A 13,665-nucleotide genomic window follows, 5' to 3' on the forward strand; every position below is an offset into this window, starting at 1 on the left:
GTGCGCCCCTTCGAAATAGGTACAGACTAGTGGCACTAGTCACAGTGCAGTGATAGTGCGCGGGGCGTTTTCCAGGGTCAACGTCCAGAGTGCACATCGACAACCAGCGTATTTGGGCATTGTGCCCGACATTTTTCCGCGGGATTGCTTGTTGTCACGCGTAAGTAAAGGAATGCTCGAACGAGGCCGTTCCGCGGAATCCCGTGTTCATAATTAGGCTTGCCTAACCTAATGTATTGGGTGGGTGCGACAGGGGTTTCCGGCGGTAGCCGGCATCGCTGGAGCGCGAAATTCTCGGACGAAAGTGGACTCTATGACGGCGATCGGTCAGGCCCGGAGTGCAACCGCGAATGACGAACGAGGGCCGGGCACGACGCCGGCGCTGGCGGCGCTGCTCGCCGGAACGTTCGTCGGCACGGTCAGCAACAACATCGTCAACGTCCCACTGAACGCGATCCTCACGGACTTCGACGCCGGACTCGGTGGCGGCATCTTCGTCGTCGTCGGGTTCCTCCTCACCTTCGCGACGACGATGCCGCTGGCCGGGTGGATCGGCGACCGATTCGGTCGCAGACGGGTGTACTGCGCCGCCCTGCTGGGAACCGCGGCCTGTTCCCTCGGCGCGGCGCTCGCGCCGTCGCTGCCCGTGCTCGTGATCTGGCGGTCGCTCGGCGGGATCGCGGCGGCCGCATTCGCGCCCGCGGTCATGGGCCTGATCGCGTGGCTGTTCGGGCCCGCGCGGCGGGCGAGCGCTGTCGGCGCGTGGGCGGCGGTGAACGGAATCGGTCAGGCGGTGGGCCCGTCCATGGGCGGAATCGTCAGCGACTGGTGGGGCTGGCGGTGGGCCTTCGTGCCCCTGGTGCCGGTCGCCCTGATCGGATTCGCCGCAACCCTCCGCTACATCCCGAGGTACCCCGGCAAGAAGATGCGGCTCGACGTGATCGGAGCGTTCACCGTCACCGCCGGAGCGGCCCTGCTGATCCTCGGCCTCACGACCGTCTCGCAGGAGCAGGTGCCTGCCTGGGTCAGCGTTGCGACCATCGGAGGCGGAGTCGTCGTCATCGCCGCGTTCGTGATTCACTGCCGGCGGGCGGAGAACCCGTTCGTGCCCATCGACCTGGTCATCGAATCACGTTTCCTGCGTAGTGCTCTCGCCGCGTTCACACAGATGTTCGCGCTGGGGGGAGTGTTGCTCGCGCTTCCGCTGTACCTGACGGGCTCGGGCAGTTCGACCACACAGGCCGGGCTGATGCTCTTCGTGCTGCCGGTTGTCATGACGTGTGTGGCGCCCGTTGTCGGGCGTCTCGTCGACAGGATCGGGGCTCGGGTGGTGATGCGATCCGGTCTCGCGGTGCTCATCGGTAGCCAAGTGGCACTGGCGATCACGTTGTCGGCCGACATCCGGAATCCGTTTGCGCTCGGCACCGTCCTTGTCGTCGCAGGACTGGGGATCGGCATGGTCCAGACGCCCGCCGCGGCCGGTTCGACCCGATCACCCGCGGGGGCCGTGGGAACGGGTCTGGGACTGTTCAACCTGATCAGGTTCGGCGGCTCGGCCGTGGGTGCCGCCTGGGTGGGCGTGGCGGCGCACCTGGCTGCCGATCCGTACGGGCTGCTGTTCGTCGTGGCCGCCCTCGTCGTGGTCGCCGGCTTGGCAGGGACCTTCGCCGGGGAGGACCCGGTAGCCGCCTGAGCTCTATCGGGTCACGATCTCGTGGTTGACGGTGTCCTGCACCTGCGACAGCAGGTCGAGCCGAAGTGCCAGCCACAGGGTGAACTGGTTCTCGGGTTCCCGGATGTCCATGCCGATGAGCCGTGACGTGCGATCGATCTTGGCGATCATCGTGTTCCGGTGGATCCGCAGGCGCCGCGCGGCCGCGTTGATGTTGCCGCCCTCCTCGAGGTAGGCGAACAGCAACTCCTCGGTGTCGGCGTGCGAACTCGACGCCCGCAGAGGGCCGAGAACGTCGCGGATGAGCCGCCGGCTCTCGTCGGTGTCGGTCGCGCGGGCGAGCACACTGAACCCGCGCAGGTCGTTGTAGGCCACCGAACCGGACAGCCCGAGCCGCCGGGCGATGCCCAGGGTGATGCGGGCCTCGCGGTAGCTTTCCCCGATGTCGCGGGCACCCGCCGCGGGACGTCCATGGGCCACTGGAATCTTCTGACCCAAACGGGTTTCGAGATCGAGAGCCATGGCGTGCGCGTACTCGCCGATCTCGGACTCGACGCCGGGCGCGTCGGCGGACGTCAACGATCGGACCACCACGAGCACGTCGCCGATGACGGTGACATGCGAACGGACGCCCGGACGTGGGAGCACGCCTGCGGCGTAGCGGGCCAGCCGGACCATGCTCGCGCCGGGCCGTCCCGACGCGCGGTCGACGAGGCCCGGCGCGACGAAGACGATGTAATGCAGGTCCAGATCGATCTCGTGCAGTGCGGCCCGGCTTCGCAGGTCGTGGTCGTTGGCGAAGTTGCCGTGCACGAGAGCCTGGACGAAGTCGCCGCGCGCTCGCTCCTCGGCCTCGTCCACGCTCCGCTGCCGGAGCATCTCGGTGCCGATGATCGTCCCGGCCTGTTCGACGACCACTCGGTGCTGAGCAATGTCGTGCCGACGGGGGTTGGCCCCGGGCACGATCACCACGACCCAGCCCTCGTACCGGCCGGCGAGTTGCATGGCCCCGGCGACTGCCGTGGTGGGCGCGAACAGCCCGTCCGGATGCTCCAGGCGGAGCACGTGAACGTTGTGCATTCGCGCCGGTGGCGATTCCTCGAGCCGCGGCAGCGCGTCGGCGAGTGCTTCGAGCATCGCGACCGTGCCCGCGTCCTCGGCGTCCGGCAGTCCGGCGTGCGCGAGGAGGCGCCCCCGGACGTCGAGGGCGACCGCGACGTCCGAGGTCAGGGCGGCGACCTCGCGAATCAGCATGGGCAGACCCGCGCCGCGGTGCAGCAACCCCGCGAGCGACTGATGCACGGTGAGTGCGTACCGCATCACGTGCGCTTCCTGCGTGAGGGCGCGCTCGGCGAGAAGCCGGTTGAGAGCGGTGAACCCGACGGGAAATCCCAATTCCACCACGGTGAGTCCGGCCGGCCAGATCGTGCCCGCGGGAGCCGACCCGTCCACGAGGAGGACGCAGGCACCGCGGGCCACCAGCGACTCGAGTTCACGTTCGTGCGCGGACAGGGTCTCGGGCCGGGTGTACACGGCGACCTCGGCGAGGGGGTCGGGGCGGCTCATCACCTCACCCCAGGGCAGGCACCACGTCACCGGGCCGCTCACGGCATCCGTGCCCGACAGCAGTCGGGCCGACGCGAGCAGGGGCTCTTCCAGCAGACCGCGTAGCGACAGTCGCTCGTCCTCCGCGTTCGGTGTCGTGGTGTCGTCCACTACGGACCCCTCCTCGGGTGACGTCGAAAGTGCAGTATGGCAGAGCGGCCTTCTGCGTTGCCTATGCACTATGCCCTGATTCAGTGGCTTCTGTCGGCTAGTTTGACCATGTTCCCCCGGCGATGCCGGTGATAGAAATCGGTGCATCACTTCCTCCCGATACGCAACGGAGAAGACAATGCATCAGGTTCACCGAATCACCCTCGACGACGCGCTCCCACTGCTCGCCGCGGGACGCGCGAAGGCCGAGGAGATCGGCGTCAAGCAGACTCTGTGCGTCTGCGACGACGGCGGCAACGTGCTCGCCCTGCACCGCCTGCCGGGAGCGCGCCTCACCGGCGTCGACATCGCGATCGCCAAGGCGTTCACCGCGGCCGGCCACGAGCGGGCCACGCATCTGTTCAACGAGGCACCCGACGGACCCGCGCTGCCCGGGAACGAAGCCTTCGGCATCAGCCACATGCTGCCAGGAAAGTTCGCGGTGTTCGTCGGCGGGTTTCCCCTCGTCTTCGGCGGTCAGATCGTCGGCGGCGTGGGAATCAGCGGCGGAAACGGCAAGCAGGACAAGGCGGTCGGTGCGGCAATGCTGGCCGAATTCGACGCTCTCACCGTAGTGCGCAGCTGACCGCTCACGATGTGCCGACACAGTGCACATCGAAATCGTTGGAACACAGTCATTTCGAACGTGGTCGCGCCGACCGCGAATCGATACCGTCGAATTCACTCCACTCGGAGCATCCCCATCCATTCCCATTCTCGAGGAAGACGAGGCACATCATGACCGAACTTCTAGGCCGCGACGAATTCCGCACAGCCCTGGAGAACGCCATCAAGGGCCGCGAGGCGAAGAACGCGTCGTTCAGCAAGGCGTGGGCCGACGGCAAGCTCGAGAAGCACCACTTCGCGCGGTGGGCGGAGAACCACTACCACTACGTCGGCCCCTTCGCCGACTACCTTGCCAACATCTACTCGAACACCCCCGACACCTTCACCAATGCAAAAGATTTCACCCTTCAGAACATGTACGAGGAGGAGCTGGCAGACATCCGCCACACCGACCTCCTCATCAAGTTCGCCGAGGCGTGCGGCACCACCAAGGAACGCGTCGAGGACCCGTCGAACATGAACGCAATCACCCGCGGCCTGCAGTCCTGGTGCTACGCGGTGTCGCAGCGCGAGCATTTCGTCGTCGCCACCGCGGCGCTCGTCGTCGGACTCGAATCGCAGGTTCCGAGCATCTACAAGAAGCAGATCATCCCGCTGCGTGAGGTGTACGGGTTCACCGAGGACGAGATCGAGTTCTTCGACCTGCACATCACGTCCGACGTCGTGCACGGTGAGCGCGGGTACCAGATCGTGCTCGACCACGCGGACACGCCGCAGTTGCAGCAGCGCTGCCTGCAACTCGTGCAGTGGGGAGCCGAGATGCGCTTCTCGTACACGAAGGGTCTCTACGACACGTACGTGGCAACCGACCTCGAGCTCGCGACCGCCTGACCGTGCGAAGGGAGGGGCCCGGACCGGGCCCCTCCGGACGCAGGCCGCCCGACAGGAGAGAACGATGGAGACGAACTGGACCCGGCTGGTCACCGTGCGTGAGCTCGGCCGCCGCCGGAAGCTTCGCGTCGAGGTGGGGGACACCGCGGTCGCGCTGTTCCAGGCCGACGACCGGATCTACGCTTTCCGTGACCTGTGCGTCCATCAGGATCGGTCGCTGGCGAAAGGCACCCTGCTGCACGGTCGCGTCATCTGCCCGGGGCATCAGTGGGCGTTCGACCTCGACACCGGCTACGAGGAAGACCAGGACCTGTGCCAGCCGACCTACGCGGTGAAGGTCGAGGACGACGTCGTCTACGTGGATCTCACCCGCCGCCCCGACTACGCCGAGACCGCGGCCTCGCCCGCCGAAGTCGACTGAGAGAGCGAGTGACACCATGACGCTGAACACCATCGTCACCGTCGGCGCCGGCCAGACCGCCGCCGTCGCCGCGCGCACGCTGCGGCGCCGAGGATTCGACGGCAGGATTCTGCTCGTCGGCGAAGAACCGTATGCGCCCTATCAGCGCCCACCTCTGTCGAAGGAATTCCTTGCCGGACAGGAGGACCGAGAATCCCTGATGCTGCTTCCCGACGCTTGGCGCGAGAAGCAGAACGTCGAACTCCTCACCGGCACGGCGGTGACGCGCATCGACGCGACCGGCGGATCGGTCGAACTGTCCGACGGGCGGAGCATCGCGGCCGACGCCGTCCTCGTCGCGACCGGAGGCAGGCCGCGGACGATGCCGGTGACCGGTCCCGCGCCCGAACGGGTGCACTACCTGAGAACGATCGACGACGCCGAACGGCTCGCCGCCCAGCTTCGCCCCGGCGTCGGGCTGGTGCTGATCGGCGGGGGATTCGTCGGGCTCGAAATTGCCGCCACCGCACGAACTCTCGGGGGAGAAGTGACCGTCCTCGAGGCCGACGCGGTGCCTCTCGCCCGGATCCTCGGACCCGAGATGGGCGAGGTCTGCACACGATTGCAGCGGGACAACGGGGTCACCGTCCGCGGCGGCGTCCGGGTCGACAGCGTGACGACCCGGACGGAAGACGTGCTGATCGCACTCGCGGGCGGGGAGGTGATTCAGGCCGACGTCGTGGTGGTGGGAATCGGGATCGTCCCCAACGTCGAGGTCGCGCAGTCCTCAGGACTGGCCGTCGACGGCGGAATCCTCGTGGATGCACAGGGACGGACGTCGATTCCGCACGTGTACGCCGCCGGCGACGTGGCGGCCCGATTCTCCGACGCGGCAGGCAGACACGTTCGGGTCGAACACTTCGACAACGCGAGCAAGCAGGGGGCGGCGACCGCGAATCTGATGCTGGGACGCGTCGGGGTCGTGGACCCCGCCCACTGGTTCTGGTCGGATCAGTTCGGCAAGAACCTCCAGTTCGCCGGTACTGCAAGCTACACCGACCTGATCTTCCGCGGCAGCGCCGAAGGCGGCGAATTCACCGCTTTCTACCTGGACAGTGGAGTGGTACGCGGCGCCTTCGCACTCGACCGCGGCGAAGAGATCAGTGCAGCCAGGGAGCTGATCGGCCGTTCGATCGATCCGTCGCGGCTCGCGGACGAAGATCTCGACCTGTTCGACCTGATGGATGAAGACGACGAGGAACTGGTGACGCTGTCATGATCGAAGGTCTGAATCTCATTGACGGGCAGTGGGTCCCGTCGTCCTCCGGGGCGACGTTCGAGCGACGCAACCCCGCCGATCACGACGACGTGATCGGGGTGTTCCCGGACTCGACCGCGGCGGATGTGGATGCCGCCGTGAGCGCGCTGGCCAAGGCGGCGCCGCACTGGGCCGCGACGCCCCCGGAACGCCGCGCGGCAATTCTGGAAGCCGCGGCCGCGCACCTCGAGGCGCGTGCAGGCGAACTCGTCGAGGAACTCGTCCGGGAGGAGGGCAAGACCCGGGCGGAGGCGACGATGGAAGTCGGTCGTACCCCGATGAACCTGCGCTTCTACGCCGGCGAGGCACTTCGCACCACCGGCAGCACGTATCCCACCCCGGGCGAGGGGCTCGTCATCACCCTGCGCGAACCCGTCGGCATCGTCGGGGCGATCACCCCGTGGAACTTTCCGCTCAACATTCCGTCGCGCAAGCTCGGACCCGCCCTGGCTGCGGGAAATGTCGTGGTGTTCAAACCGTCCGAACTGACACCGCTGATGGGACAGCGCCTCGTCGAGGCACTGCTGGCCGGGGGACTTCCGGCCGGGGTCGTCGCGCTGGTCCAGGGATCCGGTCGCGCCGGCGCCGCAATCGCGGCGGACGAGCGGGTCGATGCCGTGACGTTCACCGGCTCCACCGCAGTGGGTCGCGCGATCCACGCGGCGGTCGGTCCGTCGCGCCGCAGCCAACTCGAGATGGGCGGGAAGAACCCCGTCGTGGTCCTCGACGACGCCGACGTCGACAAGGCGGCCGCACTGATCGTCAAGGGCGCCTTCGGGTTGTCCGGGCAAGCGTGCACGGGCACCAGCAGGGTGATCGCGGTGGACGCCGTCCACGACCGGTTGCTGGACCGCGTGGTGGAACTCGCCGGCGAGATCACCGTCGGCCCGGGCGCGGACTCGGGGGTGGGCATGGGTGCACTTGCGAGCGCGGGGCAACTCGCCAAATTCGTCGACTACGTGCAGATCGGCAAGGACGAGGGCGCCGAACTGGTTTGCGGTGGAATGAGTCTCGACGAAGACAGTGGCTACTTCGCCGCCCCGACCGTGTTCGCCGGTGGCAGCCCGGACATGCGAGTGGTCACGGAAGAGGTGTTCGGGCCACTGCTGGTCTTCCTGCGGGCCGCCGGCTTCGACGAGGCCGTCGCACTCGCGAACGACACCGAATTCGGGCTGAGCGCCGGAATCGTCACCAACGACGTGAATCGGGCGCTCGCGTTCGCAGGCCGTTCCGAATCGGGGCTGGTGAAGATCAACCAGCCCACCACCGGCATGAGCATGAACGCGCCGTTCGGCGGGTACAAGGCCTCGAGCACGCAGACTCACAAGGAACAGGCGGGCGACTCGATGATGCAGTTCTACCAAGCCGAAAAGACCGTCTACCTCAGCCCTTCGGCCTGAGACCTACCTGTCGACAGAGGGAGAAGACCATGGAATTCACTCGCGTTGCGCGCTCCGGACAGGTTTCCGAGGGCATCGTGCGCCGTTTCTTCGCCGGTGACCACGAATTCGCCGTGGCCCGCCTCAACGGGAAGGCCTACGCCACGTCCAACTACTGCACACACCTGGACTGCCTGCTCTCGTCCGGGAAACTCGTGGACGACGGGATCGGATGTTCCTGCCATGGAAGCGTATTCGATCTGGAGACGGGCGAGCCCGTGTGCCCGCCTGCGACGGTGGCCATCAAGACGTACCCGGTCGAGGAACGGGACGGCGAGATCTTCGTCGGCATCGACCCCGAGGACACCAGCTCCATTCCGCGCAGGCGGGCCGCGCGGGGGTGCATGAAGTGAACCCACGACCCTCCACCCTCTCCACCGACGGCATGGTCTCGTCCAGTCACCCCGCGGCGAGCACGGTCGGTGCGCGCGTTCTGGCCGACGGAGGCAACGCGATCGACGCGACACTGGCCATGGCCGCGATGACCTGGCTGACGTTGCCGGGCCAGTGCGGGATCGGCGGCGACGCGTTCGCCGTCGTCCGGGAACCCGACGGAACGGTGTGGACGGTCGGGGGCAGCGGCTTCGGTCCCGACGGCGCCGACGTGGATTTCTACACCGAACGAAGGCTGCGGTCGATTCCCCTCGACGGGGCGCTGGCGGTGGCGGTTCCCGGGGCGCCCGCCGCCCTCGCCGCATTGCACGCCGGTGGCGCCACCCGCTCGCTGGCGGACCTCTGGGCACCCGCGGCCCGCACGGCGGAGAAGGGGCTGCCCTGCTCCGCCAAGACCCGCGACGACGTGCGAGAAGCGCAGGCGGCGATCGCCGCCGACCCCGGCCTGCGTGGCGTGTATCTCCCGGAGGGGCGGTTGCCGCAGGTCGGGGAGTTGCTGCCGCAACGCGACCTGGCCCGGTGCATCCGTGAACTGGCGCGCGACGTGCACGGCTTCTACACCGGCTCGTTCGCGGAGCGGGCTGTCGACGCGCTCCGGGCCGGAGGAGCACCGTTCGGCGGGGACGAGTGGGCGGCCGGGGCCGACGTGCACCCGGAGTCCGCGATCAGCGGGCGTTACGCCGGTGCGGTCGTGCACCAGACTCCGCTGCCCACACCCGGGTGGATGGTGCTGCAGCAGGCGGCACTGAACGACGGCGTCGTCGGCTTCTCCCCATGGCTCACCGCTCCGGCGATCGATCGCATGGCGCGAGCCGCGCGACTCGCGTTCGAAGACCGGCTCGCGACGTGCGGCGCCGGCAACGACGGGTGGAGGGCGGTGCTCGATCCGGCCGCGATCCGTGCGGCGCGAGACCGGCTGGACAGCCATCGGGCGCCGTCGGGTGCCTTCAGCGTGAGCGCCGGCGACACCACCTCGACCGTCGCGGTGGACGCAGACGGCCGTGCCGTCAGTTTCATCCACTCCCTCGCCTTCACGTTCGGCGCCAAGATGACCGTCCCCGGAACCGGGGTGGTGCTGAACAACCGATACGGCCGCGGGGCCTATCTGATCCCGGGACATCCCAACGCCGCGGCGCCACGGCGCAAACCGCTGCACACCCTCAACGCGTGGGTCGTCACCGACACGTCCGGGAACCTCCTGCACGTCGGCAACACGCCGGGTGGAGACGGCCAGGTGCAGTGGAACATGCAACTGATCTCGCACCTGCTCGATCACGGACTCGACCCCGCGGAGGCCGTCGCGGCACCCCGCTTCACGGTCTTCCCCGGCAGCGACGCCGACGTGGTCGGGCGCCCGGCGGAATTGCGATGCGAGTCGCGAGTTCCCGAAGACGTGCGCGGTGAACTCCGGGCCCTCGGGCACGATGTCACGCTGCAGGGTCCGTGGGCGGCGGGCGGCAGCGCCCAGATCATTTCCGTCGACACCGCGCGCGGCCTGCTGTCCGGCGCCGCCGACCCTCGTCAGGAAGGAATAGCGCTCGGTGTCTGAGGAGGAATCCGCCGCCGCGGCGCCGCGACCCCAGGGCCGCTACATCCCGGCCGTCGTGCACGACGGGATCGCCTACAGCGCGGGGATGACACCGCGCCGCGACGGCGAACTGACCGTCACCGGCGTCGTCGGACGGGACCTGGACATCCCCCGCGCGCGGGAGGCGGCCGGGTTGGCGGCGAGGAACGCGATCGCGGCCGTCGCCGCGGCCGTCGGCGGCACGGCCGCCATCTCCCGGTGCCTGCGCATGAGCGTATTCGTCGCGTGTGCCCCGGACTTCCGCCAACTGTCCGCGGTGGCCGACGGTGCGTCCGACGTGCTGGTCGAATGCCTGGGACCCGACGCGCTGCCGGTGCGCAGCGCGATCGGTGTGTACGCCCTGCCGTCCGGCGCGCCCGTGGAGATAGAGCTCACAGTGGCCGTCTCGGCATAGACCCGCACTCGGTTCAGGCGTATAAATACATCTTGTGTCTATGTTGTATTCCGCCGCTGAGCAGGCCTATCGCGAGGTCAAGGAGCTCATCCTGTCGGGCGGTCTGCCCGGCGGTGAGCTGATCAGCGAGGGCGAGATCGCCGGCCGCATGGGGCTCAGCCGCACCCCGGTGCGCGAGGCCTTCCTCCGGCTCGAGGCCGAGGGCTGGATGCGGCTGTACCCGAAGCGCGGCGCGTTGATCGTGCCCGTCGCGGACGGCGAGGCGGAACACGTGGTCGACGCACGCCAACTCGTCGAGACGCACAGCGTCCGGCTGCTCGCCGACCAGCCCCGCACCCGGGAACTGCTCGTCGCCCGCCTGCGCGAGAACCTCGCGGAGCAGCGCGAGATCGCCGAGCGCGGCGACGTCGCCGCGTTCAGCGCCGCCGACGCCGACTTCCATCGGATGATCGTCGAGGCGGGCGAGAACCCGTTGCTCGCGACGTTCTACTCCAGCATTCGCGAGCGTCAGCGCCGGATGACGGCCCATTCGATCGCCCGTGATCCGGGACAGCTGCCCCGGATCATCGCCGACCACGAACAGCTGACCGAACTCGTCGCGGCGGGCGACGCCGCCGGCTTCGACGCCGCGGTGCTCGTCCACATGCGCCAGGTCCACGCCCTCAACCCGAGAGGAGTTGCGCGATGACGGTCGTCCGCGAATCCCCGATGGAGGTGCCGGAGGCCCTCGCGGCGCCGCGCACCTGGCTGCTGGTCGCCGCGACCATGTTCGCGGTCGCGTGGGGCGGCAACGAATTCACCCCGCTCCTCGGGATGTACCGCACGGATCACGGGTTTTCCCCGGTCACGGTCGATCTGTTCCTGTTCGCCTACGTTCTCGGGATCGTGCCCGCGCTGCTCCTCGGCGGACCGCTCTCCGACCGGCTGGGACGACGGCCGATCCTGCTCCCGGCACCGTTCCTGACTGTCGCCGGCTCCGCGCTCCTGGCCCTCGGCGCCGACTCCGCGGCGATGCTCATCGTCGGCCGCGTCCTGTGCGGCGTCGCGCTCGGCCTCGGCATGGCCGTCGGCGGCAGCTGGGTGAAGGAGTTGTCGACCGCGCCGTGGGATCCCGTGGCGACGGACGGGGCGGGCGCACGCCGGGCCGCGATGAGCCTCACCGGTGGGTTCGGCCTCGGCGCCGGTGTCGCCGGTATTCTCGCGCAGTGGGCGCCGCTGCCGAGCGTCCTGTCCTACGCCGTGCACAGCGCGATCGCCGTCGCCGCTGCCGTCGCGCTCTGGCGGGCACCCGAGACCCGGGCGGCCCAGCCCGTCTCCGAACGAGTCTCGCTCGCCCGCGACCTCGCGATCCCGTCCGCCGCGCACAAGCGGTTCCTGTTCGTGATCGTGCCGCTCGCGCCGTGGGTGTTCGGCACGGCGGCCGCCGCCTACGCGGTGCTGCCCTCGCTGATGTCCCGGAAGACCGGTGGGCTGCCGCTCGCGTTCTCCGCGCTCATGTGCATGGTCGGTCTCGGGGCGGGTTTCGCCATCCAGGCGCTCGGCCGCAGGATCGACACTCCGCGCAATGCGCGCGCCGTCGTGGTCTCGCTCGGTGTCGTCGTCGCCGGGATGGGTTTCGCGTTCGTCGCCGCGTCCGCGCTGACCGTCCCGCTCGCGCTCGCCGCGGCCGTCGTGCTCGGCTGCGGATACGGCTTGGCCATGGTGTCGGGACTGCAGGAGATCCAGCGGATCGCGGGCCCGGACGACCTCGCCGGACTGACCGCGGTCTTCTACTCGCTGACGTACCTGGGGTTCGGAACGCCCGTCGTGATGGCCTACCTTACCGAGACGTTCCCGGCGGTGACGTATCCGCGGATGTTCGTCTTCGGCGCGGTCGCGGCGGCGGGATGCCTTGCGCTCGCGGTTGCGAAGTGGCGGTCGCACCTCCCGAACCCGGACAAGCCGGCAGATCACATCGGCGGCAGGATCTTCTCGCCGAGCCAGGAATCCCACAGCCTGCGGAGCGGCTCGTCGGTGTAGTGGGTGGCCAGGTCGGTGAACTGTTCGCTCGTGACGGTGGAGTGGCGGTGGGCCAGGGTCCACTCACGGAGCAACGCGAAGAACTTGTCGTCGCCGAGCCGGCGCCGCAGAGCATGGAGTGTGAGCGCGCCGCGCTTGTAGACGCGGTCGTCGAACATCAACTGCGGTCCCGGATCGGCGATCACCAGGTCCTGCGGTTTGCGGGCCAGGCCCTGATGCGCCTGAAGGGCGAGTTGGTGCGCCGTACGTCCGCCGGAATTCTCCGACCAGATCCACTCGGCGTAACAGGCGAAGCCTTCGTGCAACCAGATGTCCCGCCACTGGCCGAGCGTCAGGCTGTTGCCGAACCACTGGTGGGCGAGTTCGTGCGCCACGAGACGTTCGGCCCAGCGCCTGCCGGTGCAATGGTTGGCTCCGAAGATCGACAGTCCCTGCGCCTCGAGCGGGATCTCCAACTCGTCGTCCGTCACGACCACCGTGTAGTCGGCGAACGGGTACGGGCCGAACAACCGGGAGAACACGTCCATCATCTGCGGCTGCCGGCCGAAGTCCACATCGAACGACGCCCGCAGTCGCGGTGGGTGGACGGCGAACATCGGAACACTCCCCGACGCGAAGCTCCGGCGTTCGTACGGTCCGATCTGGATGGTGGCGAGGTAACTCGGCATCGGCTCGGTCTGCTCGTACACCCACGTCGTCTGACTGGCCCGGGTCTGCTTGCTGACCAGCGCCCCGTTGGCGACGGTGTAGTACGGCGAATCGGTCGTGATCGCGATGCGGTAACTGGCCTTCGAACTCGGATGGTCGTCGCACGGGAACCAGGAGGCCGCCCCGTTGGGCTGACTGGCGACGAGTGCACCCTCCGACAATTCCTCCCACCCGACCTCACCCCACATGCTGCGGATCGGTTTCGGTGAACCCCCGTACTGGACGGTGAGCACGAGGGCACCGCCCGCGGGGATTCTCTGCGCGGGCGTGACGATCAGCTTGCCGTTGCGGTGCAGCCACTTCGTGTTGCGGGAGCCGTTGGTCGTGACCTTCGTGACGTGCAGATTGGCCGCCAGGTCCAGGGCGAACCGGGAGCGGACGGCGGTCGTGACCGCGGTGATCGTGGCCTTGCCCGTCAGCCGGTTGCTGTGGACCTTGTAGGTGAGGTCGAGTTCGTACCGGGACACCCGGTATCCGCGGTTGCCGTTCTGGGGGAGGTACGGGTCGACCGGCTCGTCCAT

At 68.5% G+C, this 13,665-nt stretch carries 13 protein-coding genes; 11 read left to right on the plus strand and 2 right to left on the minus strand.

What is annotated here, in order from left to right:
- The first annotated feature begins 313 nt into the window (after window positions 1-313).
- The gene (locus ROP_RS21190; RefSeq protein WP_012691450.1) at window positions 314-1,693 is read left to right on the plus strand and encodes an MFS transporter; all 1,380 of its coding nucleotides are present in this window, start codon (window positions 314-316) and stop codon (window positions 1,691-1,693) included.
- Between the two features lie 3 nt (window positions 1,694-1,696).
- Here ROP_RS21190 and ROP_RS21195 read toward each other — a convergent pair whose 3' ends face one another.
- Complete coding sequence (locus ROP_RS21195; RefSeq protein ID WP_012691451.1) at window positions 1,697-3,388, minus strand: PucR family transcriptional regulator; 1,692 nt, start codon at window positions 3,386-3,388, stop codon at window positions 1,697-1,699.
- Window positions 3,389-3,566: 178 nt separating this feature from the next.
- Between ROP_RS21195 and ROP_RS21200 the strand changes: the two genes are divergently transcribed.
- The 10 genes from ROP_RS21200 (at window position 3,567) to ROP_RS21245 (ending at window position 12,436) form a co-directional block, all read left to right on the plus strand.
- Window positions 3,567-4,013: a GlcG/HbpS family heme-binding protein gene (locus tag ROP_RS21200; protein ID WP_012691452.1), complete on the plus strand. Its 447-nt coding sequence runs from the start codon at window positions 3,567-3,569 to the stop codon at window positions 4,011-4,013.
- Window positions 4,014-4,165: 152 nt separating this feature from the next.
- Window positions 4,166-4,885, plus strand: a complete 720-nt coding sequence (locus ROP_RS21205) for a TenA family transcriptional regulator (protein ID WP_012691453.1) — start codon at window positions 4,166-4,168, stop codon at window positions 4,883-4,885.
- Window positions 4,886-4,949: 64 nt separating this feature from the next.
- A complete protein-coding gene (locus tag ROP_RS21210; RefSeq protein ID WP_012691454.1) occupies window positions 4,950-5,306 on the plus strand; it encodes a Rieske (2Fe-2S) protein in 357 nt (118 codons plus the stop codon).
- A 16-nt stretch (window positions 5,307-5,322) separates the two neighbouring features.
- Entirely contained in the window at window positions 5,323-6,564 is a 1,242-nt protein-coding gene (locus ROP_RS21215) for an NAD(P)/FAD-dependent oxidoreductase (RefSeq protein ID WP_012691455.1), read from the plus strand.
- Window positions 6,561-8,003: an aldehyde dehydrogenase family protein gene (locus ROP_RS21220; protein ID WP_012691456.1), complete on the plus strand. Its 1,443-nt coding sequence runs from the start codon at window positions 6,561-6,563 to the stop codon at window positions 8,001-8,003. The genes ROP_RS21215 and ROP_RS21220 overlap by 4 nt, the downstream gene beginning before the upstream one ends.
- A gap of 29 nt (window positions 8,004-8,032) precedes the next feature.
- Window positions 8,033-8,395, plus strand: coding sequence for a Rieske (2Fe-2S) protein (locus ROP_RS21225; RefSeq protein WP_012691457.1), 363 nt, complete (start codon window positions 8,033-8,035; stop codon window positions 8,393-8,395).
- A complete protein-coding gene (locus tag ROP_RS21230; protein ID WP_012691458.1) occupies window positions 8,392-9,984 on the plus strand; it encodes a gamma-glutamyltransferase family protein in 1,593 nt (530 codons plus the stop codon). The genes ROP_RS21225 and ROP_RS21230 overlap by 4 nt, the downstream gene beginning before the upstream one ends.
- Window positions 9,977-10,417, plus strand: coding sequence for a RidA family protein (locus ROP_RS21235; protein WP_012691459.1), 441 nt, complete (start codon window positions 9,977-9,979; stop codon window positions 10,415-10,417). Before ROP_RS21230 ends, ROP_RS21235 begins: the two co-directional genes overlap by 8 nt.
- A gap of 40 nt (window positions 10,418-10,457) precedes the next feature.
- The gene (locus ROP_RS21240) at window positions 10,458-11,105 is read left to right on the plus strand and encodes a GntR family transcriptional regulator (RefSeq protein ID WP_043825099.1); all 648 of its coding nucleotides are present in this window, start codon (window positions 10,458-10,460) and stop codon (window positions 11,103-11,105) included.
- A complete protein-coding gene (locus ROP_RS21245) occupies window positions 11,102-12,436 on the plus strand; it encodes an MFS transporter (RefSeq protein ID WP_012691461.1) in 1,335 nt (444 codons plus the stop codon). The genes ROP_RS21240 and ROP_RS21245 overlap by 4 nt, the downstream gene beginning before the upstream one ends.
- Here ROP_RS21245 and ROP_RS21250 read toward each other — a convergent pair.
- Window positions 12,367-13,665 (minus strand): M1 family metallopeptidase, encoded by a 1,299-nt coding sequence (locus tag ROP_RS21250; RefSeq protein ID WP_050785220.1) that lies wholly within the window; start codon window positions 13,663-13,665, stop codon window positions 12,367-12,369. The two genes, ROP_RS21245 and ROP_RS21250, sit on opposite strands and share 70 nt — an antisense overlap.

The sequence above is a fragment of the Rhodococcus opacus B4 genome (genome assembly GCF_000010805.1).
Lineage (GTDB): Bacteria > Actinomycetota > Actinomycetes > Mycobacteriales > Mycobacteriaceae > Rhodococcus_F > Rhodococcus_F opacus_C.

What these genes read in the sequence shown, in the direction of transcription:
- ROP_RS21190 (WP_012691450.1), top strand. Translation starts at nt 314, where the DNA reads ATGACGGCGATCGGTCAGGCCCGGAGTGCAACCGCGAATGACGAACGA.
- ROP_RS21200 (WP_012691452.1), top strand. Translation starts at nt 3,567, where the DNA reads ATGCATCAGGTTCACCGAATCACCCTCGACGACGCGCTCCCACTGCTC.
- ROP_RS21205 (WP_012691453.1), top strand. Translation starts at nt 4,166, where the DNA reads ATGACCGAACTTCTAGGCCGCGACGAATTCCGCACAGCCCTGGAGAAC.
- ROP_RS21210 (WP_012691454.1), top strand. Translation starts at nt 4,950, where the DNA reads ATGGAGACGAACTGGACCCGGCTGGTCACCGTGCGTGAGCTCGGCCGC.
- ROP_RS21215 (WP_012691455.1), top strand. Translation starts at nt 5,323, where the DNA reads ATGACGCTGAACACCATCGTCACCGTCGGCGCCGGCCAGACCGCCGCC.
- ROP_RS21220 (WP_012691456.1), top strand. Translation starts at nt 6,561, where the DNA reads ATGATCGAAGGTCTGAATCTCATTGACGGGCAGTGGGTCCCGTCGTCC.
- ROP_RS21225 (WP_012691457.1), top strand. Translation starts at nt 8,033, where the DNA reads ATGGAATTCACTCGCGTTGCGCGCTCCGGACAGGTTTCCGAGGGCATC.
- ROP_RS21240 (WP_043825099.1), top strand. Translation starts at nt 10,458, where the DNA reads ATGTTGTATTCCGCCGCTGAGCAGGCCTATCGCGAGGTCAAGGAGCTC.
- ROP_RS21245 (WP_012691461.1), top strand. Translation starts at nt 11,102, where the DNA reads ATGACGGTCGTCCGCGAATCCCCGATGGAGGTGCCGGAGGCCCTCGCG.
- ROP_RS21250 (WP_050785220.1), bottom strand. Translation starts at nt 13,665, where the DNA reads ATGGACGAGCCGGTCGACCCGTACCTCCCCCAGAACGGCAACCGCGGA.